Source organism: Bacillus sp. AFS017336 (genome assembly GCF_002555445.1).
In the GTDB taxonomy this organism is placed as follows: Bacteria; Bacillota; Bacilli; order Bacillales; family Bacillaceae_G; genus Gottfriedia.
In genome coordinates this window covers 40,518-61,675 of the sequence record NZ_NUCO01000011.1, presented here as the reverse complement: position 1 = coordinate 61,675, position 21,158 = coordinate 40,518, and the positions used below count along the sequence as shown (strand labels likewise).

Below are 21,158 nucleotides of genomic sequence, written 5' to 3'. Positions count from 1 at the left end.
TGCACACCTCTATTCAATTACCGGAATTTTCACTTCAATTTGTGTTCCTCTATTTGGGATACTAACAATTTTTGCAGTCCCTCCAACTTCTGAAGAACGTTCACTGATTGATTGCAATCCATATGAACCAGTTTTACGATTTTCAACGTTAAATCCGATTCCATCATCAATCATTCGTACTAACACAAAATCCTCAATTTTTCTAATCCGTATTTCAAATGTTTTTGCCTTTGCATGTCTCAACGTGTTTGATAAAGCTTCTTGAATAATTCTAAACAAATGATCTTCCACACCTTTTGACAGTGAAATATCATCAATTTTCCATTTTAGTTGAAGTGCTTGACGATTTGTTAGTTCAGTTAAAAGCTTTTCAACACCTTCTTTTAAACTTTTCCCTTCTAACTGAACTGGTCTTAGATGTAGTAAAAGTGCACGCATTTCTGATTGAGCATTAATGGCCATTTTTTCAATATACTGTAGTTGTTCTTTGAACGTTGTTTCACCAAGTTCATTTATGGCTGAAATCATCATGGAAATCGCAAATAATTGTTGGCTAACAGAATCATGTAATTCCCTAGCGAGTCTATGTCTTTCTTTCGTTACAACATCTTCAATTGTTTGAGATTCCATTAATTTCTTTTCATCAACTAGTTTTTGAACAGTCTTTCTTGAATCCTCAATTTGTTTTGAAATTTTTTGAATCTTTAATTCGATTTCATTATCAATTGAACGAATCGGTTGTTCAGTTTCTTTATGATAAATTCCATTTTCTGCCTTTGTTAATCCTTTTAATAAGGCTTTTTCATTATGACGTATTGTACTTAAAACCGCTGTACTATAGACAATTGATATAATAATAATTGCTACAAAAATAATTAATATTAAAGGGAAATTTCCAATTTTATACAAAAATAATTTATCTAGAAAAGTATGATCAATGAAATAATAGACGATTCCACAAATTAAAATACAAGACGTAAATGCGGCAAGACAAATTGATAAAAAGATACCTTTATCGATTTTCATTTATTTGTCACCTCTATATTTCCGATCGCTAAAGAAGTAACAATTTTAATCTTTCTAGAAGCTTCTTTATAATCATTAGAAGTAAATTTACAATTTTTATTAAATCCACTTATTTCATTTTTAAGTATATTAATTTTACCAAATAAAGTTGCATGGTGAATTGAAACTTCTAAGTCATAAGGTACATACAAACTAATGTTGCCTATGATCCCATTTAATACTAAAACTGTTTCACCTTCTGGAATAAAAGACTCAGAAAGATCAATTGTGACATCTCCAATGCCAAAATAATAATCCACATCGTCCAATTCAAACGTGTCATTTTTCAAATGAATATTTGAGAAAAAACGATTTGAAATAAGCGTATTTGTTTGAAAAACACCTGTATTTGTAGTTTCAACAATATTTGGTACGATTACTTTTTCATTAAACTTCGAATTAACAAAGATTAAGTATCCAATATATATAATGATGAATGATAGTACTCCTAGTATCGATTTTAATTGAAAAACATTACTGATGAATAAAATGATCCCACCAAAAAATGCAATATTCGCTGATGTAGAAGGGTAAACTTTGCGTTTTTTAGCCCCGTATTGGAATAAATAAATCCCTACTGCAGCTGCAATTATCGCAAAAGGATTCATAAATAAATCAAATAACAATCCTATTCCTGCGATTATGAACAATAATCCGGTTAATTCATTGCTAGTCAACCGTCTAAGACGCTTCATATAGTTCTCCTCTATTCACTAAACTAACTTGTTAATAGCAATTGAAGCCTTTGTTATTAACTATTCTACTATGTAGTTTATCTATTTTTTCTTAATTATGACACAAACTTAAGTATTGTCTTTTCTCGGTCTTAAGACTGAGATTCACGTGTTGAAAAAGAACTTGTCAATCAATCAGCTATATTATCAGTTTAAACGAAGCAGTGTGTGGTTGATTTCCACTACAGGATTCTCGCTTTCCATGGGGCGAGACCTGAGCCTCCTCGGCGGCGCGCCTGCGGGGTCTCAGCCTTCCCGCATTTCCCATAGGAGTCGAGAATCCTTCCGTTCCAATCAACTTCTTCATATTAAAAAAGCATATAAAAAGAACTCAATAAATCCCCTTTAATTAGAGAAAAATAGAAATTAAATATTCGATTATATTACTTAAATTAGATAAATCGTCTACTTATAAACTAAAATTTAAATTTGTTCTTCAAACAATTAGCATCTCAATTCTTTATATTCTAAAAGTGCAATCAATAAAAATTTGTATATTTTTTCCACTAACTTATTAACGATAAAAACAAATTAATTACAGCTTCAAGTGATTACAAATTTACTATATCTAAACTTAGTAAGATTTAAATCATAAACCATTTATGAGTGAGATTTCCTCATTTTTTCTTACTAATCTACATATTTAAGTTTGTTATGTATACGTAAAGTTTATTTCCTCTCCTGGATACTCTTTATATCTATGGAGAGATATTAGTCTATTCGTTTCTGCAAGGCCTTTAGTCTTCGCAATATCCGCTCCGATCTACTTTTTTGTCAAAAAAACTATCTCAAAAGTGATAATAAAAACATCCTATCACTACTCAAAATAAACAGAAAAACTTCTCAAAGAAAAAGAAGAGTATAAATACTCTTCTCCTCTTATTTATAAGACTTACTATTCATCATTTTGCTAACTTTTTTCCACTTTTCTCTTTCTTGTCTAGCGAGTGATGCGTCTTGTTTGCGTTCAGCGTATGCTAGTTCTTTCATAAGTTTGCGGTAGCTTGTGAGTCTTTCGGGTTCTATATCGCCGTTTTCAATTGCTCGATTTACTGCACAGTCAGGTTCTTTCGAATGTGTACAGTCTGAGAATTTACATGATTTAGCTAGTTCTTCGATATCTGTAAATGTTGAGCTAATATGTTCTTCTCCACCCCAAAGTTGTAACTCTCGCATTCCTGGTGTATCGATTACCATCCCGCCTGATGGTAGGAAGAATAATTCACGATGTGTTGTAGTATGTTTACCGCGGTCATCACCTTCACGAACATCTTGGGTGATTTGCTTTAACTCACCAATTAACGCGTTTAATAATGTAGATTTACCGACACCAGAAGAACCAAGTAATGAAACAGTTTTTCCGAGTGAAATCAATTGCTTCAGTTCTTCAATTCCTTCACCGTTTGTACTATTAACTGAGAAAATCGGAACTCCAAAGGCAATCTCTTCTACTTCTGCCATTTTACCAGGTAGATCATTGCATAAATCCTTTTTTGTTAATACGATAATTGGACTTGCTCCACTATCATATGCAACAAGTAAATATCGTTCTAATCTTCTTATATTAAAATCGTTATTTAATGCCATTACTAAAAACACATAATCTATATTTGCAGCTACTACTTGTTCTTCAATCTTAATACCGGCAGATTGTCTTGAAAATTGGCTTAATCTTGGTAACACTTTTTGAATAATTGCTTTATTTTCGCCATTTAAAGGTTCGATCACAACCCAATCTCCAACTGACGGATAATCACTTTTTACATTTGCTTGGAATTGAAATTTCCCTGATACTTCTCCAGTTAATTCATTTTCTCCATCATGTAACTTATAAATTTGTCTTTGCTCAGATATTACTCTAGCAACAACTGTATTTTGATCCATTTCGCCGAACGATTCTTTCCAACCTAATTGTTCTAAATTCATGTATGTCCTCCAATTATATAAGGACAATAGTGAAGATTTACTTCAGTTTTTGTCCCTTCATTTTCACCTGTTTTTGAAATAAATTAGTTAACTTTCCCATAATTCATCACTCCGTTTCATTTATAGTACTTTCAGTATATCCAAAATTTTGAAAATCGTCCATATGAATTAATTGAATATTAGCAAAGGACATAACATTCTATTTGATTCGACATATTTAGACAATTACCAATTTTTAGGTTAATTAAACTTTTATAATATTAAAAGAAAAAATAATAAAAACCCTTGAAATATTTCAAAAACTTATTATTATTTAAATATAGGTCTTTTTGTTTAGACCCAAAAAAATCCGGTCATTAGACACAGTCTTTAAAATATTGATTTAATGAGAAAAATCAGTATTGCAAGATTTGTCTGACAATATAAAAAACTTTACAGAGATAAGCTGTTATGTGTTATACTAAAATAGTAAATTGATTCCGCGATTTTTTTTGAGGAATCATATATAAATTTAGTAGAATTGCGCTGTTGAAAAATAGTTAAAATTTTTTTAACTTAAATTGTCGAAATTTGTAGAATTTGTAATTTATTTTTAGACTAAATTGACAGAATAGTACATGAATTTGCGACAATAAATATTCATACAGAGAATTACACAAAATAGCACTTATGAGGGAGGAATTTGAATGAGCGTAGCAACACAACAAAAAAACGTTTCATCAAACGAGCAAAAACCGAAAACGAAACACCCGCCTGGCCTTTACCTATTATTTGCAACAGAGGCTTGGGAGCGCTTTAGTTACTATGGAATGCGTGCACTTTTAGTTCTTTATTTAACAACAACTGTTGTTCAAGGTGGACTAGGATTTAAAGATGCTTGGGCACTTCAACTTTATGGATTATTTACTGGACTTGTATATTTCACTCCAATCATTGGTGGTTGGATTACAGATAATTTCCTTGCCAAACGTCGTGCTATTACTCTTGGTGGTATTATTATGGCAGCTGGTAACATCGCTTTATTCGGTATTCATTCTTCAACTGGTTTATACCTTGGATTAATTTTAATGATTATCGGTAATGGTTTCTTCAAGCCAAACATTTCAACAATTGTTGGTGAACTTTATGAAGGAGATGACCCACGTCGTGATGGTGCATTCACAATCTTCTACATGGGAATCAACTTAGGTGCTTTCTTTGCGCCATTCGTAACTGGTTATTTAGCTCAAACTTTATTTGTGTCTAAAAATGCTGCTGGTGCTGATATATTTGGTTACCGTTATGGTTTCTTAGCAGCTGCGATTGGTATGATTATTGGACAAATTATTTTCAACTTATTAGCTTCAAAATATCTTGGTGATTTAGGTACAAAACCTAGTGCTAAGGTGATCAAAGAGGGTAACAAAGCTTCAGTTAAGGATGTTCCTCTTACAAAGAAAGAAAAACAACGTACTACAGTTATCTTTATCTTAGCTGCATTCGTAGTATTTTTCTGGGCTGGATTTGAACAAGCTGGTTCTTCATTAACACTTTATACTGAACGCTTCTTGGATCTTAAAGTTGGTAGCTTCAATGTACCATCTGCATGGTTCCAATCTGTTAACCCATTATTCATCATGCTTTTCGCTCCAGTAGTATCAGCTATCTGGATTAAATTAGCAAGAAGTGGTAAAAACATTAGTGTTCCTGCGAAAATGGCAATGGGACTTATCCTATTAGGTGTTGGTTTCGCATTCACAATTATGGCAGTAATGAAAACTGGTTCAGATCCAAATCATATTACTGTAAAAGCAAACATGATGTTCATGGTTATGACATATTTCTTCCATACAATTGCTGAATTAGTACTTTCACCAGTTGGTTTATCAGCAGTATCTCGTTATGCACCAGTTAAACTTGCTTCATTATTAATGGGTGTATGGTTATCATCAAGTTTCATTGCAAACTTAGTTGGTGGTCAATTAGCTGCATTTACAACAACTTTAGGTATGTTACAAGTATTCTTAGTAGTAGGTGGAGCTGCAATCTTAGCAGGTTTAATCTTACTTGCATTATCACCAAAACTTGCAAAAATGTTAGACTAATTAATAAAATTAAAAAGCACTCGAAAATTCGAGTGCTTTTTTTTATACATTAAGTAAGTATAAATTGGCAGCGGAGAAGAAAAAAAGACGTAGAAGTATAAGTGCAACTACCCCTCTGTCTTCGCCTAAGGGCTCGCCAATCGGGGAGTTTTCTTTATTTACCAGTACTACCAAAACCACTTACTCTGTCTTCACCTGCGATATCATCATCAGCTAATAAGAACTTTTGGAAAACTGCTTGTCCAATTCTCTCTCCCTTTTGAATGATAACAGCCTCTTTTGACACATTGATTAATTGCATCATGATATGTCCATCGTTTGAAGGATTACTGTAGTAGTCTGAATCGATCACTCCTACCCCATTTCCTTTCATTAATCCTTTTTTTAATGGTGTAGACGATCGAACAAATAATGCTAAGAATTCGTCTCTTTGCATATATGCTTTTAGTCCTGTTGCAATTAATTTTATTTCATTAGGATTTATAATTGTTTCTTCAATACTTTCAATATCATACCCAGCTGCATGTGTAGTTGCTCTTTTTGGTAAATTTACTCCGCAGTCTTCAAATCCTTTTGCTATTTCAAATCCTCTTACTTTTTCCAATACTTTCACCCTTTACCATTTATTCCAATACTAGTGTAACATAGAATTAAGCAGGTTCAAGGAAAAGAAGGGAATGGATGGTCTTTTCTCCATACACATGCCCTTAATAGTCTCTCCTTTTGGTAAAGCACCGGACCTGTTATTCATTTTTGCAATGCTATTATCGTTTAATCACATAATAATCCTGTGTATTATATTGTCTAAATCCACAACCTGTATATAATTTCTTCGCATTACTATTTTCAAGCGCTACTTCTAGATGGATTTCGTTTCCAATTTTATTTTCTTTTTCGATGATTTGAAGTAATGCATTTTTACCATAACCTTTACCTTGATATTCTGGAAGAATTGCAAAACCATAAATCCAACTTTCATTATTTTCACGTAAAAGGCTCAATTTACCGATTTTTTCATTATTTACTTCTATTATATATAGTGCACGATCAGGCTCATTTAAAATGCGTTGATTATATTTTTCTGCATCATTTTTTTCAAATCCAAAACATACAACATCTAAATTTGATATAAATGCAAAATCCTGTTGTACTGCTTTAGTGAAATTAACAATCGGTGTACACTCTATTAGTTCTTGTTCTTTCCAAGCCATCTGATATTCAGAAAATGAATATGTACAATCTTCTTGTTTTTTAATAAATTCTTTTGCTGTTTTTGATACTTCTGGAGCGTTTAATAATATTGTACTAACTGGTGCTAAATTGTTTAAAGCTTCATTTATTAAGTTGGAAAATATTCCTTTTCGGCGAAAGTTTGGGTGAACCATACCACAGATTTCAACTTTTTCACCAAAATAGTAAGTTGCTACAAACCCTACTAGTTGATCTTTATCATAATAAAAGAAATCTTCCTTTAAATCGTTCTTCCGATTTCTTAGCATCTCCCAATTTAACTTTAAATTTATTTCTTCAAATTTTTCGCATTCATCTTGTAAATGTTTAATTTCGATTAATTGTTTTTCAGTAATCAATTTTTTTCACCTTTTCTTAAATTATTTCAAAAGCAATTATTCAACAATTTTTTCGATTCCCAGTAATGCCCTTTAAATTTTCTTTATTTCTTCAAGAAGTACTTCTAGAGCATTACTTTGATTCGATGTTTTCAGATTATTAATAAAGACATCCCTTTTGTTTTGAAGTTCTTCAATTGATTGTTGAAGTGTTTTTATTGTTAAATCTTCTTCCTCTAACATTAATGCATAGCCTTTTTCTTTAAAGGATTTAGCGTTTAATATTTGATCACCCCTACTTTGATTTTTCGTAAGGGGGATGATTAACATAGGTTTATGTAATGCTAAAAATTCAAATATTGCATTTGAGCCACCTCTAGTAATAATCATTTGAGATGCTGCTAATAGGTCTGCAAGTTCATCATGAACGTATTCAAACTGCTTATATCGTTCAATATTTTGTAAACTTTCGTCCACATTACCTTTACCACATAAATGAACAATCTGATAATTTTTCGTTAATTCCTTTAATGAATCTCTAACAGTTTCATTTATTTTTTTTGCACCTAAGCTCCCACCCATTACCGTTATAATGGGTAGATAACTTTTAAAATTGAGATAGTCGATCCCTTTTTTTCGCGAACCATTTAAAAGTTCTTTTCGGATTGGTGAACCAATTGATGTCGTCTTGCTTTTTGGAAAATAATTTTTAGCTTCTTCAAATGAAGTAAAAATCTTTGTGGCAAATCGTTGTGATATTTTATTAGCAAGCCCTGGAGTCATATCACTTTCATGTATATAAATTGGAATTTTCAATGTACTAGCTGCTATTATGACGGGGACAGAAACAAAACCACCTTTTGAAAAAACTAGACTTGGTTTCAGTTTTTTTAAAACTTTTCTAGCATCAAGGCAACCTTTTAGTACACGAAATAGATCAACAACATTTTCAAAATCAATATATCTTCTTAGTTTACCACTTGAAATGCCATAATATGGTACATCAATTTTATTAATTAACTCTTTTTCAATTCCTTTTTTAGATCCGATGTAGCGTATATCCCATTCATCTTTACTCAATTCATTAATAATCGCAATATTAGGTGTTACATGCCCAGCTGAGCCACCACCAGTAAATACAATCGTTTCTTTAGACATAATAACTCCAATCTAGTAAATAAGTCCGTTTATTTACTAATAACTTAGTCAAATTTTTTTACATACCCAATACTGCTATCTACATATCCTAACCTTTTATAAAAACGATGAGCTACTTCCCTTTCATCTCTTTTACCGCTAGTTAATCCAATTCCTAAAGCACCAACGTCTTTAGCCCATTTTTCAGCTTTTGCGATTAATTGTTTTCCGATTCCAATTTTCCTGTACCGCTCGTCAACAACAAATGCAACAATTCGTACACTTACTTCATTTCTTTCGTAAAAATGCCCTCTAAATAATCCAACAATCCCTACTATTGTATCATCTACTTCAGCTACAATAGTAAAATAATGCGGATTATTCTTTATTTTCTCATATCGGACTCTCATTTCCTGTTCTGTAGTCGGATAACCAAATTGGTTCATAAGACTAGATAGATCTTGTACATCTGTTTCTTTCACTTCTCTTATGATCATTTCTGCACCTCTTTTATTCGTCGTTCGATAGATCTCCTAACTATCTTTATGTTTCTTTTTAGTTAAAAAATGCTTATTTTGATAAAGTATCGTGTTTCTAATTTCACGATCAATAAATTGTATAAACCATATAAAAAATGCATTACCTCTTTTTACAGAAGTAATGCATTTACATTTTGATATAGGATATTTATCTCTCATTATTTGGGTCGACTTCAAACCATTCTGACATTGATAAATTTGTCGTCTTGTCTTCCCAGTCATCAATTGATAAATCTGAAAAATTTGTTTCTAATAATTGTTCAGATGTTTTTTGCGTAGTGTTGTTTTCATGTTCGTATTGTTGATGTTCCGCTACATGTTTATGTGTATCTGAAGACGCTAATTCTGTATAATTTTTTTGATTTAAACTCGTTATATCTGCTGAGGAATATAGCGATTGACTTTCATCGATTACACTAGCAGTAAGCTGATCCATTTTATCATTGTTTTGATTATTATACTTTTTCCTATTCGCAGCAACTCTAGAGTTTTTCGTATTTGCCTCTTCGTGTTCATTTTCTTCTTTATGATCTCTATGTTCTTTATGATCATGTTCATTTTGATTATGCCCTTTATGATCATGTTCATTATGATCATGCTCTTTGTGATTGCTTTCAAAAATACTTGCTGAAAATTCTTCTACATTATTTAAAAGATTTTGAGCCCAATTATGAGCGTAATTATGGTCATGATGTTCTCTATTTTCTTTTTGTTCACTTTGCTCGGGATGTTCTTGGTGTTCTTGGTGTACTTGGTGTTCATGACCTTCGTGATTTTCATGATGGCCTTGATTCTCGTGATGTGCCTGGTGTTCTTGACGTTCGTGATTTTCATGATGATTTGAATTTGATTCATTTTCATTAATCATCGATAAAGTAGTTTTAAGTTCTTTTTCTATATTAACAATTTGATGATCAAAATTATGTAATTGCTTTTTGATCTTCTCCATATGAGACTCAATTTCATCTATTCTTTTATTAACTTTATGCATATTTTTTTGATGTTCATTTTTTTTCAAATCAAATTGCTCTAATAATTTATCAAATGAAAGATCCATTTTCCTCACCTATTTCGTTTTTTACTATTATGTGTAAATCATCTAAAAACATAAGCTTCTATTTGCTCCTTAATGTAAATTTAACAAAAAATAAAAGGGACTCCTCTTAGAAGTCCCTTTTACAACTATTATCATTCATGTATTTTAAATAAAATTTTACCAGTAAGTACTGTTACATCATTCTGATTTTTTGCATTTACTTTAAAATACAAGCTGTTTTCTTCTGTTTTTTCTAGAATTGAACTTAATGTAATCACATCATTTAGAAATACCATATTTTTAAATCGAATCGAGTAATTTTCAATAAATCCAACTTCATAATAATCCGAAAAAAGTTTCGCTAAATTCCCCATAGTCCACATACCATGTGCGATTATGCCTGGTAAGCCAGCTTTTTTCGCTTCATCATCTATTGTATGAATCGGATTAAAATCTCCTGAAGCACCAGCATATTTAATCAGATCAATTCGTGAAACTGGGTCAAGTACAACTGGTTTTAGAGAATCACCTGTTTGTAAGTCTAAAAGAACACTCATACAGTCAACACTCTCCTAACTTCTTCAGTAATAATGACAACTGATTTAGCAGAAAATATACTATTTCCAGATTGGTCTTCACCATGATCAGAAAGAACTAAGAAACCCATATATCCTTGACCACCACGTTTTTCATAATAATCCTTTATTTCTGTATAACAGTTAATTGTTTCACCTACTAAAAGTGGTCTTTTGTATTCAAACGTCTGTTCTCCATGAATCAAACCGACATTTGGTAAGTTAAAATTTTCTATTTTCCCATAATCAAACACTCTTGGAAATGTAGGTGGAGCAATATTTTGTCCAAATCTCGATTTCATTCCATAGTCTTCATCAAGATAGATTGGATGCAAATCTCCAATTGCTTCAGCGAATTTTTTTACTGCACCACGCTCAACAATATTTTTTACATGTTTAGACCTTTTTCCAATAAAAGCTTGAAACATATCATTCACCTCATTTTTTTAAGATTTAGGACCACCAGCAACATATAAAACTTGACCGTTAACATAAGATGATTTTTCATCAGCAAAAAATGCAACAGCATTTGCGATATCTTCAGGTTTGCCAGTTCTTCCAGCAGGTATCTGGCTTAAGCTTGCTTCAACTAATTGCTCAAATGTAATCCCGATCCGCTGTGCTGTTTCTTTTGTCATTTCAGTTTCGATAAAACCTGGTGCTACAGCATTTGATGTAATACCATATTTACCTAGCTCGATTGCTAGCGTTTTCGTTAATCCTTGTAACCCTGCTTTAGCAGTTGCATAATTTGATTGTCCACGATTTCCAAGTGCAGATGTAGAAGAAATATTAATAATTCTTCCATATTTTTGTTTTACCATAAATACTTGAGCAGCACGTACGACATTAAATGAACCTTTTAAATGAACATCCATGACTGTATCCCAGTCTGAATCAGTCATTTTAAATAGTAAATTATCACGAATAACGCCAGCATTATTGACGACAATATCTATTGAACCGAAAGTCTCATTAACCTCTTTCATCGCCGTTTCAACTTCATTCGCATTTGTTACGTTGGCAACTTTTGTGTAGAGTTCATATTGCTTAAATTCTGTAGCCGTTTGCTTGAGTGCTTCTTCATTTACATCAATAATAGCTACTTTTGCTCCTTCTGTTGCAAATAATTCTACGATTCCTTTTCCAATACCACGACTACCACCTGTAATAAAGGCTACTCTTCCTTCAAATCTTCCAGCCATTTTTCCTCGCCCCTTTTTGTCTAATTTATACGAATTGGCCTAATTTCACATGACCTTTTAATAAATTACGTGAAATGATTAGTCGTTGAATTTCATCAGTGCCATCATAAATTCTCCAAAGTCTAGCTTCACGGTACCATCTTTCGATTGGAAGTTCTTTTGTATAACCAATACCTCCGTGAATTTGAAGTACACGGTCAACGACACGATTGCCCATATTTGAACCATATAGTTTAGCCATCGACGCTAAATGTCTATTATCTTCTCCTTGATCAAGCGTATATGCTGCATTTAAAACGAGCCATTTTGCTGCTTCAATTTCGACAGCTGAATCTGCAATTTGCCATTGTATCGCCTGTCGCTCGGCAATTGGTTTTCCGAATGTCTCTCTTTCTTTTGAATAGTCAATTGCCATTTGTAATAATCGCTCAGCTGCTCCAACCGCATTTGCCCCAACGATCCATCTTGCAAATCCAATCCATTCAAGTCCTAAATTATATCCTCCATGTAATTCACCTAAAATATTTTCTTCAGGTACTCGTACATTATCAAAAACTAAACCAGCAGGTCCCCATTCGCCCATTGTATGAATATATTCAGATTTCCATCCCATTTCACGATCGACAATAAAACAAGTTACCCCATCACGACCACCTGTTTTTTGATGTTTTTCTTTATCGGTAATTGCAATGGCCATTACGAAATCCGCTTCATTTCCGCCTGTAATAAATGTTTTTTCACCATTTAATAACCATTCATTTCCATCCTTCACAGCAGTCATTTTAATATTTTGAGTATCAGAACCAGCATTAGGCTCTGTCATGGCAAAACATGATTTCTTTTCGCCATTAATTGTTGGAATTAAATATTTCTTTTTTTGTTCTTCATTACAATAAAATAATATATTATCCGCAAAACCTCCAAATTTAAAAGGAACAAATGTTTTTGAAATTTCCATGTAAATAATCGCAAGCATCATCTGTCCTAAATCAGCACCACCGTATTCGGCAGGCGTATTTATTCCCCAGAACCCAGCTTTTTTAGCTTTTAATTGGAGTTCTTCTAAAACTGCAGGATCTAAACTCGGTCTACCTTCACGCTCATTTCGAAGTACATCATTCTCTAACGGAATTAATTCTTTTTCAACAAATTTTCGAATTGTTTTTTGAATCATTTTTTGTTCATCAGTCAGGCGTAAATGCATATAATCTCCCCCGTTTTTAGTTTCCCGATCATCAATATTTTCACTTTTAAAGTTGATTAGTTTTTCGGCTCTAAAATCACTTTACCTACTGTCTTTCTTGATTGTAGGATCGTATGAACATTCGCTGCTTCACTTAATGGAAAAACTTCTCCAATCGTGATTTTCAATTTTCCTTCAGCTAGATATGTGAACAATTCTTCAAGGCTTTGTTGAATTAAAGCTTTTCTTCTTAATAGCGGTGGTAAGAAAAATCCGATGACAGATTGATTTTTGGCCATTAAGGAAGAAGGGTAAAATTTACTTTGTTGACCACTTGCTACACCATAAATGACTAATCTACCAAAATATGCTAAACAATCTAATGTTTTATAAAAAACATCTCCTCCAGCCATTTCCAGAGCAACATCTACCCCTTTACCATTCGTTGCTTCAATAACTTTTTTATGCCAGCCTTCTTCTGTATAATTAATGAGTACATCTGCACCCATTTCTTTAGCTAAATTTAATTTTTCCGTAGTACTTGCTGTAGCAATCACTTTTCCGGCTCCAAAAAGTTTTGCTAGTTGCACAGCTAAAGTACCTAGCCCACCTGCAGCAGCATGAACTAACACCGTTTCACCAGGCTCTAACATACCCATTGTTTTTAAAATATGGTAAGCACTTAGCCCTTGAACGGGTAATGCTGCAGCTATTTTAAAGTCCATATTTTTTGGTAAATGAATAATAGATCGCTCATCAGTAATGGCAAAATCTGAGTAACCACCACATTCCAGCATTGAAACTACACGATCTCCAACTTTAACCGAAGTAACTTCTTCTCCAATTTCAACGACTATTCCAGCTACTTCAGCACCAGGGACATAAGGCAAAGTGGTCTTAACAACATATTGATTTTCTCGTCGTGCAGTATCTGCATAGTTAACACCAGCAGCATGTACTTCAATTAATACTTCTTTCCCTTTTGGAACAGGTCTTTCTAATTCAACCTTTTCTAGTACTTCTGGTCCGCCAAATTGTTTGAATTGAATTGATTTCATTCTATTCTTCCTTTCAATTTTTATTTTCCAGTAAATATAGCTTTTCTTTTTTCTTTAAAAGCTGTAACGCCTTCTTGATGGTCTTCAGTTGCAACCATTAACGGCTGTGTAATTCTTTCTAGTTCAAGCATTTCGTCTAATGTTGACGTAAAGGACTGATCAATTAGTTTTTTCATCATTCCAGTTGCTTTGCCAGGTCCTGCTGCAATTTTGTTTGCAAACTTCATTGTTTCTTCTGCTAAATTTTCAACGGGTACAAGTGAATTCGCGACCCCTAATTGATACATTCGTTCAGCTGATACAGGCTCTGCAGTAAAGAAAAACTGTTTTGCTAAATACGGACCGATTAACCTCGGTAAAAAATACGACCCTCCACCGTCTGAAATTAGACCAACTTGAGAAAAACTTAATGCAAACTTACTGTCATTAGCCGCTATCAATAAATCACATGCTAAAGCTAAGTTGAAGCCAGCCCCTGCAGCAAAACCATGAACAGAAGCAATGACGGGCTTTTCTAGTTCTCGAATCGATTTGATCACTGTATTTAATACCCCAATATGTTCGTATACATCATTTGGAGAAACCTGTCCCATCGTCTTAACGTCTCCACCTGCTGAAAACGAACGACCTGCACCAGATAATACAATTACTTTTATTTCCGGATTATTTCTAGCTTGATTAAGTGCTTCAACGATTCCATTTAACATTTCATGACTAAATGAATTAAGACTTTCAGGTCTATTTAACGTTAATGTTAAAATTCGGTCCTTAACTTCCACTAATAAGTGTTGATTACTCATATAATCCACTCCTTTTATGCGAATCTATTTAACTGCTAAATTATGGCCAATCCTAATCAAATTTTCTGTAAATTGATCAAATTTTGAAAAACGTTCGTCACTTGTTTGTCCAGCCTTGAATCGATAAAATATTTGTTGAACAATTACAGCCAATTTAAAATAAGCAAAAGCCATATAATAGTTTATATTTGATAAATCTCTTCCACTTCTTTTTGCATATGCTTCAATAAATTGTTGTCTTGTAAAAAATCCTTCTTGAATCGTAACTGGAGGCTTACCTAATCCATTTTTTAATAAATCGGGATCTTCATTTTGAATCCAATAGCTTAAAGCAACTCCTAAATCAGCTAAAGGATCACCAATCGTTGTCATTTCCCAATCAAATAGTCCAATCATCTCTTTTAAATCACTGCTAAACATTGAATTATTTAATTTAAAATCATAATGAATAATGGATGAGTCATGTTTTTTTGGTACATTATTTATTAACCAACTCATTAAGCAATCAACTTCTGCAATTTCACTAGTCTTAGCTCTGTTATATCGTCCAATCCAACCATTAACTTGTCTTTCCATAAAATTCTCAGGTTTACTTATTTCAAGGAGTGCTGTTTTTGAATAGTCAATAGAATGTAATTCAACTAACTTATTTACCATTACATTCGATATATTTCTTCGATCTTCAACCGTTACGTTTAAATGTGGAGGGAATGATGAGTCAAATACTTCGCCATTTTTTCTTTCCATAATGAAAAATGGACTACCAACGATTTCTTCGTTTTGTGAATATAAAATCGGTTTTGGTGCAGCTGAAAAATGAGGATGTATTTCTGATAAAATACGAAATTCTCTTTTCATATCATGTGCTTTAGGAGCAACTGGGCCAAGTGGTGGTCTTCTTAACACAACTTCCCACTCCCCAATTTTTAGTAAATAGGTTAAATTTGAATGACCTGCAAAGAACTGGCGAATCATTAATTCTCCATCAGGGAGGTCTACTATATTTTCTTTTAAAAATTTATGTAGTACGAGATGGTCTAGCTCTTCACCTTTGCGAACTCGTTTCGTTTCTAATTCTATTTTTTCAGCCATTTTGCCCCTCCTTTATTATGAAAATTCAGTTTATTTTACAACTAAATGTCTCTCTAACTGTTCTCTAAATAATTCAGGAATTTCTTCACTTTTTTGCTCTTTAAAATTAAAAAATACAATTATTGCATTACCAGTAGCAATCTTTTTGTTTGTCTCTTCACAGCATATTTCATGTTCAAGATGAAAGCTTTTGTTTCCAATCTTTGAAATATAACTTGATACAATCAATTTTTGGTTAAAACGACCTTGATTAATAAAATCACACTTAGTTGATGCCAAAATAAACTTCCAGTCTTCTAGATTCATAGAATAACCAAGTGACTCGAAGAATTTTATTCGAGCTTCCTCTAAATAAATGAAGTAACTAGTATTGTTTATATGACCTAATGCATCGGTTTCACAAAATCTTGGAGTAACTGTGAATTTCATCATAGAACTACCTACCTTTATGATTCAAATTTTTGCAGCTCACATATACTAACTAGTCGGTATGTAATTAGTAAGGAGAGTTAAACTAATTCTCCTTACTTTAAATTAATCCCTTTTAAAATCATTTCTTGAAATGTCTTCGCTATTTCTAATGCTTTTTTTGTACCTTCTGGGTTATACCATTCATAGCTCCAGTTCATCACACCTAATATAGCAAATGAGACAATCGGTACGTCGAAATCGGATCTTAAGTCTCCATTTTTAATTCCATCATATAGAAGCTTTTCAATATTAAATCGATATAAATCCCTTTTGGCTTTAATTTCAGTTAAACTTTCAGGGCTTAAATGTCTCATTTCTCTATAAAACACTTTTGCACTGGCACCTTGTTTTTTAATATCTAATAAACTTAAGTAGATTACTTCAAAAAGCTTATCAGAAAAGCTTTTTTCAGAATCATTAATAACTTCTTCCTGCTCATTTAGCACTTCATCAATAAAATGAAGATGAATATCCATTAGAAGCTGTTCTTTACTCGTATAATAGTAGTAAAATGTTCCTTTCGTAACGCCAATCGATTCGACGATATCTTGAATAGATGTACTTTTAAATCCTTTTTGGTCAAATAGCTGGATTGAATATTCCTTTATTTTTTGTTTCATTAGATGTCCTCGCAATCTTAAAAATTCAATAGAATTATATCATAGCTAAAAGGAAGATTTTATAATAATCTAATTAATTAAGTAAAAGGACATCTCATCTTACAAAATATATAGACCTTCCTTTAGAAAAATGATTGATTTTAAATAAAGTAATTAATAAATCTATGTGTTTGCCAATTTCTATTACAGGATACTCGATTTTCTTGGGGCGGGACTTGAATCTTTTTGGATCACCTGTGAGGCCTTTAAGCTTCTATGCCTCCTGAAGTCGAGTATCCTTGCTTGGGTCAACTTAAAAAAAAGAAAAATATTAATTATTTCTGAACAGGGATCTTACTTACCGCTGGTGAATCGGATTTTCGGTTTCTCTAATCGCTCTTCTTAATATTTTTCCAACATTTGTTTTAGGTAGTTCATTTCTAAATTCAATCATTCGAGGAACTTTATAAGCCGCTAAATTACTTTTGCAGTATTCGATCATTTCTACTGAACTAACATTCATACCGTCTTTTAATACAATTACAGCTTTAACAGTTTCCCCTCTATAATTGTCTGGTACACCTATTACAACTGCCTCTTTCACGAAGGGGTGCTCGTATATTACTTCTTCTATTTCACGAGGATATATATTAAAGCCACTTGCTATGATCATATCTTTTTTTCGATCTAAAATCGTGACATATCCATCTTCATCGACGCTTGCGATATCGCCTGTATATAACCAACCATCTTTGATTGTATTAGCTGTTTCCTCTGGTAAATTCCAATATCCTTTCATCACTTGAGGGCCTTTGATAATTAATTCGCCAATTTCACCAACTGGTACTTCATCTACACCGTTTGCTAGGTCAACGATTTTTGAATCAGTCGATGGGTATGGAATCCCAACTGTTCCTGGCTTTCTTACTGCAAACGCTGGATTACAATGTGTTGTTGGGGACGCTTCAGATAGACCGTATCCTTCTAAAATCATCGCACCTGTTTTATTTTCAAACTGTTTCATTAACTCTACTGGCATTGGTGCACTACCACTATTACAAATTTTCATTGTATCGATCCCGTACTTTTCTGAATCTGGATGGTTTATTAATGCAACATACATTGTTGGAACTCCAGGAAATAATGTAGGTTGTTCACTTTTTATTGTGTTTAATACCTCTTGTACTTCAAAGCGAGGAAGAATAATCATTTCATTCCCCATGAAAACGCTTAAATTTATACATACTGTCATACCATAAACATGAAAAAATGGGATGATTGATAAGACGCGCTCACGTCCTTGATCAAATGCACCTTTAAAAAATTCTTTTTGCTGCAAAATATTTGCATACAAATTTCTGTGCGTTAACATTACCCCTTTAGATCGCCCAGTAGTTCCACCTGTATATTGTAGAATTGCAACATCCTCTTCACAGTTAATATTTACTTTCTTCACATCTGGACTACCACTTTGTAAAAATTTTTCAAATGATATACCAGAATCGTAGTTTTCTTGTGATTCTGTAAAACTCACCACAATAATGTTTTGTAACTTCGTTTCATCCATTATTGATTTAACTGTAGGATACAAGCTATTTAAAACAATAATCGTTTCTGCTCCAGAGTCATTTAGTAAATCTTTTAGCTCTCTTTCAACAGACATTGGATTTACTTGCGTTACAATACCTCCTACTGTAAGTATTCCATAAAATGAAATAACATATTGTGGACAGTTTGGAAGCATAATTGCTACTCGATCACCTTTTTGAATTCCATTTAGCTGTAAAGCAGAAGCTAAGCATGTTACCGCGGAGTGAACTTCTTTATATGTCTTTTTTTTACCAAAAAATGATAAACAATTATGATTTGGGAAACTTTCTACAGCTTCGTTGAACATTTCTGGAATTGATTTTGCTGGGATTAATAGTTCTTTTGCAATATATTCTGGATAGTGAGATAACCAAACTTTATTTGTTGACATAATTAACTCTCCATTTCTTATCATATATATTGTGTTAAACTATTCTTTAAATTTAATTGATTAAAATATTAATCCTCCACCATCTACTGATAAAGTTGTTCCAGTGACAAATGATGCTTCTTCAGATGCTAAAAATAAAGCTACTGATGCGACTTCATCAGGACTGCCTATTCTACCTAGAGCATTTGCACGAGACATAATCGGCCATTTTCGTTCATCATTTTTCCATCGTTCAATAATATTTGTATCAATTATGCCAGGAGCAATAGCATTTACTCGAATATTATATTTACCGTACTCAAGTGCTGCATTTTGCGTTAATAGGATTACTCCACCCTTTGACGCATTATAAGCACTAACAAACTTTTTGCCTTTTAAACCTAGTAAACTAGCTGTATTAATAATTACTCCATTGCCTGATTTAATTAGCTCTGGTATTGCATATTTAATCCCTAAAAATACACTTTTTAAATTTGTATCGATAACAGAATTCCATTCAGCTTCATCTAAATCAACGCTTCTTAATTCTGAGTTACCAATACCGGCATTATTAAATAAAATATCGATTCCGCCAAAATGATTAACAGTTTTGTTTATTAAATTTTGAATACTTTTACTGTCGGCAACATTAGTTTTAACGAAAATTGCTTCTGCCCCTAGTTCTTTTATTAAACCTAGTGCCTCTTCACCCGTTTTATCGTTTAGATCAGCAATGACAATTTTTGCGCCTTCTTTCGCAAAGCGAATCGCTGTCGCTCGCCCAATACCACTACCACCGCCTGTAATAATTGCGATTTTTTCTTTTAATCTCATTTTTATCCTCTCTCAATCTATAAATGATTTCATATCATTAGTTTTTTATTGTAGAGAATTCTTCCGTTATATGTTTTTTTAATTCTAATCTTGCTAATTGTGCTCGATGTACTTCATCTGGACCATCAGCTAACCTTAACGTTCTGGCATTTGCCCATTGTGCTGCTAATGAATAATCATTAGAAACACCCGCAGCACCAAAAGCTTGAATAGCTCGATCAATTACTCGTAAAGCCATAGACGGTGCTACTACTTTTATCATTGCAATTTCAGCTTTTGCCTCTTTATTTCCAACCGTGTCCATCATATAAGCTGCCTTTAAAGTTAGTAGTCTAGCTTGTTCAATTTCAATTCTAGAATTCGCAATCCATTCTTGAATAACGCCTTGATTTGCAATCGGTTTCCCAAATGCTTCTCGACTTTGAACACGCTTACACATTTCTTCAAGAGCACGTTCAGCAGCACCTATTAATCTCATACAATGATGAATTCGCCCCGGTCCTAGTCTACCTTGCGCAATGGCAAATCCTTTACCTTCTCCCCACATAATATTTGTTGCAGGTACCCTTACATTTGTAAATGTAATTTCTGCATGTCCATGTGGAGCATGATCGTAGCCGAAAACTGGTAATACTCTTTCAATTTTTACGCCAGGTGTATTTAATGGTACTAGAATCATAGATTGCTGTTCATACTTTGGTCCATCTGGGTTTGTTTTCCCCATAAATATAGCAATTTTACATCTAGGATCGCCTGCTCCTGATGACCACCATTTCCGTCCATTAATGATATAATAATCTCCGTCTTTTTTAATACTCGCTTCAATATTTGTAGCATCAGAAGAAGCAACATCTGGTTCAGTCATTGAAAAGCATGAGCGAATTTCTCCATTTAAAAGTGGCACTAACCATTTTTCCTTCTGCTCCGTCGTACCATATCTTTCTAGCACTTCCATATTCCCTGTATCTGGAGCACTACAATTAAATACTTCAGGTCCAATTAATGATCGTCCCATAATTTCACATAATGGAGCGTATTCTAAATTGGTTAATCCCGCTCCTAAATCACTTTCAGGTAAAAATAAATTCCATAATCTTGCTTGCTTTGCCTTTTGCTTTAATTCTTCCATAATTGGAGGAACATCACTCCAACGATTTTCTTGTGCATTCAATTGTTCCTCATAAATTCGTTCATTAGGATATACATAAGCTTCCATAAATTTAGTTAATTTAGCTTGAAGCTCTTGAACTTTCGGAGAATATAAAAAATCCATCCAATCATCCCTTTCACTT

General features: G+C 33.0%; 21 protein-coding genes. 1 reads left to right on the top strand and 20 read right to left on the bottom strand.

Features of this window, described 5'->3' with window-relative positions; genetic code table 11:
* Nucleotides 1–9 precede the first annotated feature (9 nt).
* From CN601_RS05265 to rsgA, 3 genes are all read right to left on the bottom strand, one after another.
* Nucleotides 10–1,026, bottom strand: coding sequence for a sensor histidine kinase (locus CN601_RS05265; protein WP_098119800.1), 1,017 nt, complete (start codon nt 1,024–1,026; stop codon nt 10–12).
* Nucleotides 1,023–1,760, bottom strand: a complete 738-nt coding sequence (gene liaF, locus CN601_RS05260; RefSeq protein WP_098170353.1) for a cell wall-active antibiotics response protein LiaF — start codon at nt 1,758–1,760, stop codon at nt 1,023–1,025. The genes CN601_RS05265 and liaF overlap by 4 nt, the downstream gene beginning before the upstream one ends.
* A 918-nt stretch (nt 1,761–2,678) precedes the next feature.
* Nucleotides 2,679–3,725 (bottom strand): ribosome small subunit-dependent GTPase A, encoded by a 1,047-nt coding sequence (gene rsgA, locus CN601_RS05255; RefSeq protein ID WP_098170352.1) that lies wholly within the window; start codon nt 3,723–3,725, stop codon nt 2,679–2,681.
* A gap of 686 nt (nt 3,726–4,411) precedes the next feature.
* On the opposite strand from rsgA, the gene CN601_RS05250 reads away from it, so the two are divergent.
* The gene (locus tag CN601_RS05250) at nt 4,412–5,809 is read left to right on the top strand and encodes a peptide MFS transporter (protein ID WP_098119797.1); all 1,398 of its coding nucleotides are present in this window, start codon (nt 4,412–4,414) and stop codon (nt 5,807–5,809) included.
* 154 nt (nt 5,810–5,963) lie between these two features.
* Here CN601_RS05250 and CN601_RS05245 read toward each other — a convergent pair whose 3' ends face one another.
* The 17 genes from CN601_RS05245 to CN601_RS05165 form a co-directional block, all read right to left on the bottom strand.
* Nucleotides 5,964–6,413: a dCTP deaminase domain-containing protein gene (locus tag CN601_RS05245; protein ID WP_098119796.1), complete on the bottom strand. Its 450-nt coding sequence runs from the start codon at nt 6,411–6,413 to the stop codon at nt 5,964–5,966.
* Between the two features lie 160 nt (nt 6,414–6,573).
* Nucleotides 6,574–7,398 (bottom strand): GNAT family N-acetyltransferase, encoded by an 825-nt coding sequence (locus tag CN601_RS05240; protein WP_098170351.1) that lies wholly within the window; start codon nt 7,396–7,398, stop codon nt 6,574–6,576.
* A gap of 72 nt (nt 7,399–7,470) precedes the next feature.
* Nucleotides 7,471–8,535, bottom strand: a complete 1,065-nt coding sequence (locus tag CN601_RS05235) for an undecaprenyldiphospho-muramoylpentapeptide beta-N-acetylglucosaminyltransferase (protein WP_098170350.1) — start codon at nt 8,533–8,535, stop codon at nt 7,471–7,473.
* 44 nt (nt 8,536–8,579) lie between these two features.
* Entirely contained in the window at nt 8,580–9,011 is a 432-nt protein-coding gene (locus tag CN601_RS05230; protein WP_098170349.1) for a GNAT family N-acetyltransferase, read from the bottom strand.
* Between the two features lie 190 nt (nt 9,012–9,201).
* A complete protein-coding gene (locus CN601_RS05225; protein ID WP_098170348.1) occupies nt 9,202–10,110 on the bottom strand; it encodes a hypothetical protein in 909 nt (302 codons plus the stop codon).
* A gap of 131 nt (nt 10,111–10,241) precedes the next feature.
* Nucleotides 10,242–10,646: a MaoC/PaaZ C-terminal domain-containing protein gene (locus tag CN601_RS05220; RefSeq protein ID WP_098119791.1), complete on the bottom strand. Its 405-nt coding sequence runs from the start codon at nt 10,644–10,646 to the stop codon at nt 10,242–10,244.
* Nucleotides 10,643–11,092, bottom strand: a complete 450-nt coding sequence (locus CN601_RS05215) for a MaoC family dehydratase N-terminal domain-containing protein (protein ID WP_098119790.1) — start codon at nt 11,090–11,092, stop codon at nt 10,643–10,645. The genes CN601_RS05220 and CN601_RS05215 overlap by 4 nt, the downstream gene beginning before the upstream one ends.
* A gap of 18 nt (nt 11,093–11,110) precedes the next feature.
* The gene (fabG, locus tag CN601_RS05210) at nt 11,111–11,869 is read right to left on the bottom strand and encodes a 3-oxoacyl-ACP reductase FabG (protein ID WP_098170347.1); all 759 of its coding nucleotides are present in this window, start codon (nt 11,867–11,869) and stop codon (nt 11,111–11,113) included.
* A 25-nt stretch (nt 11,870–11,894) separates the two neighbouring features.
* A complete protein-coding gene (locus CN601_RS05205) occupies nt 11,895–13,073 on the bottom strand; it encodes an acyl-CoA dehydrogenase family protein (protein ID WP_098119788.1) in 1,179 nt (392 codons plus the stop codon).
* A gap of 56 nt (nt 13,074–13,129) precedes the next feature.
* Nucleotides 13,130–14,110, bottom strand: a complete 981-nt coding sequence (locus tag CN601_RS05200; protein ID WP_098119787.1) for a quinone oxidoreductase family protein — start codon at nt 14,108–14,110, stop codon at nt 13,130–13,132.
* 20 nt (nt 14,111–14,130) lie between these two features.
* Nucleotides 14,131–14,910: an enoyl-CoA hydratase/isomerase family protein gene (locus CN601_RS05195; RefSeq protein WP_098170346.1), complete on the bottom strand. Its 780-nt coding sequence runs from the start codon at nt 14,908–14,910 to the stop codon at nt 14,131–14,133.
* Between the two features lie 24 nt (nt 14,911–14,934).
* Nucleotides 14,935–16,002 carry a phosphotransferase family protein gene (locus tag CN601_RS05190; RefSeq protein WP_098170345.1) on the bottom strand — a complete coding sequence of 356 codons (1,068 nt, stop codon included), beginning with the start codon at nt 16,000–16,002 and terminating at the stop codon, nt 14,935–14,937.
* A 30-nt stretch (nt 16,003–16,032) separates the two neighbouring features.
* Nucleotides 16,033–16,434: an acyl-CoA thioesterase gene (locus CN601_RS05185; protein WP_373604954.1), complete on the bottom strand. Its 402-nt coding sequence runs from the start codon at nt 16,432–16,434 to the stop codon at nt 16,033–16,035.
* A 92-nt stretch (nt 16,435–16,526) separates the two neighbouring features.
* Nucleotides 16,527–17,093, bottom strand: coding sequence for a TetR/AcrR family transcriptional regulator (locus CN601_RS05180; protein WP_098170344.1), 567 nt, complete (start codon nt 17,091–17,093; stop codon nt 16,527–16,529).
* Between the two features lie 337 nt (nt 17,094–17,430).
* Nucleotides 17,431–19,053 carry a long-chain-fatty-acid--CoA ligase gene (locus CN601_RS05175; RefSeq protein WP_098170343.1) on the bottom strand — a complete coding sequence of 541 codons (1,623 nt, stop codon included), beginning with the start codon at nt 19,051–19,053 and terminating at the stop codon, nt 17,431–17,433.
* Nucleotides 19,054–19,113: 60 nt separating this feature from the next.
* Entirely contained in the window at nt 19,114–19,866 is a 753-nt protein-coding gene (locus CN601_RS05170; protein ID WP_098170342.1) for an SDR family NAD(P)-dependent oxidoreductase, read from the bottom strand.
* A gap of 37 nt (nt 19,867–19,903) precedes the next feature.
* A complete protein-coding gene (locus CN601_RS05165) occupies nt 19,904–21,139 on the bottom strand; it encodes an acyl-CoA dehydrogenase (RefSeq protein ID WP_098170341.1) in 1,236 nt (411 codons plus the stop codon).
* Between the last annotated feature and the right edge of the window lie 19 nt (nt 21,140–21,158).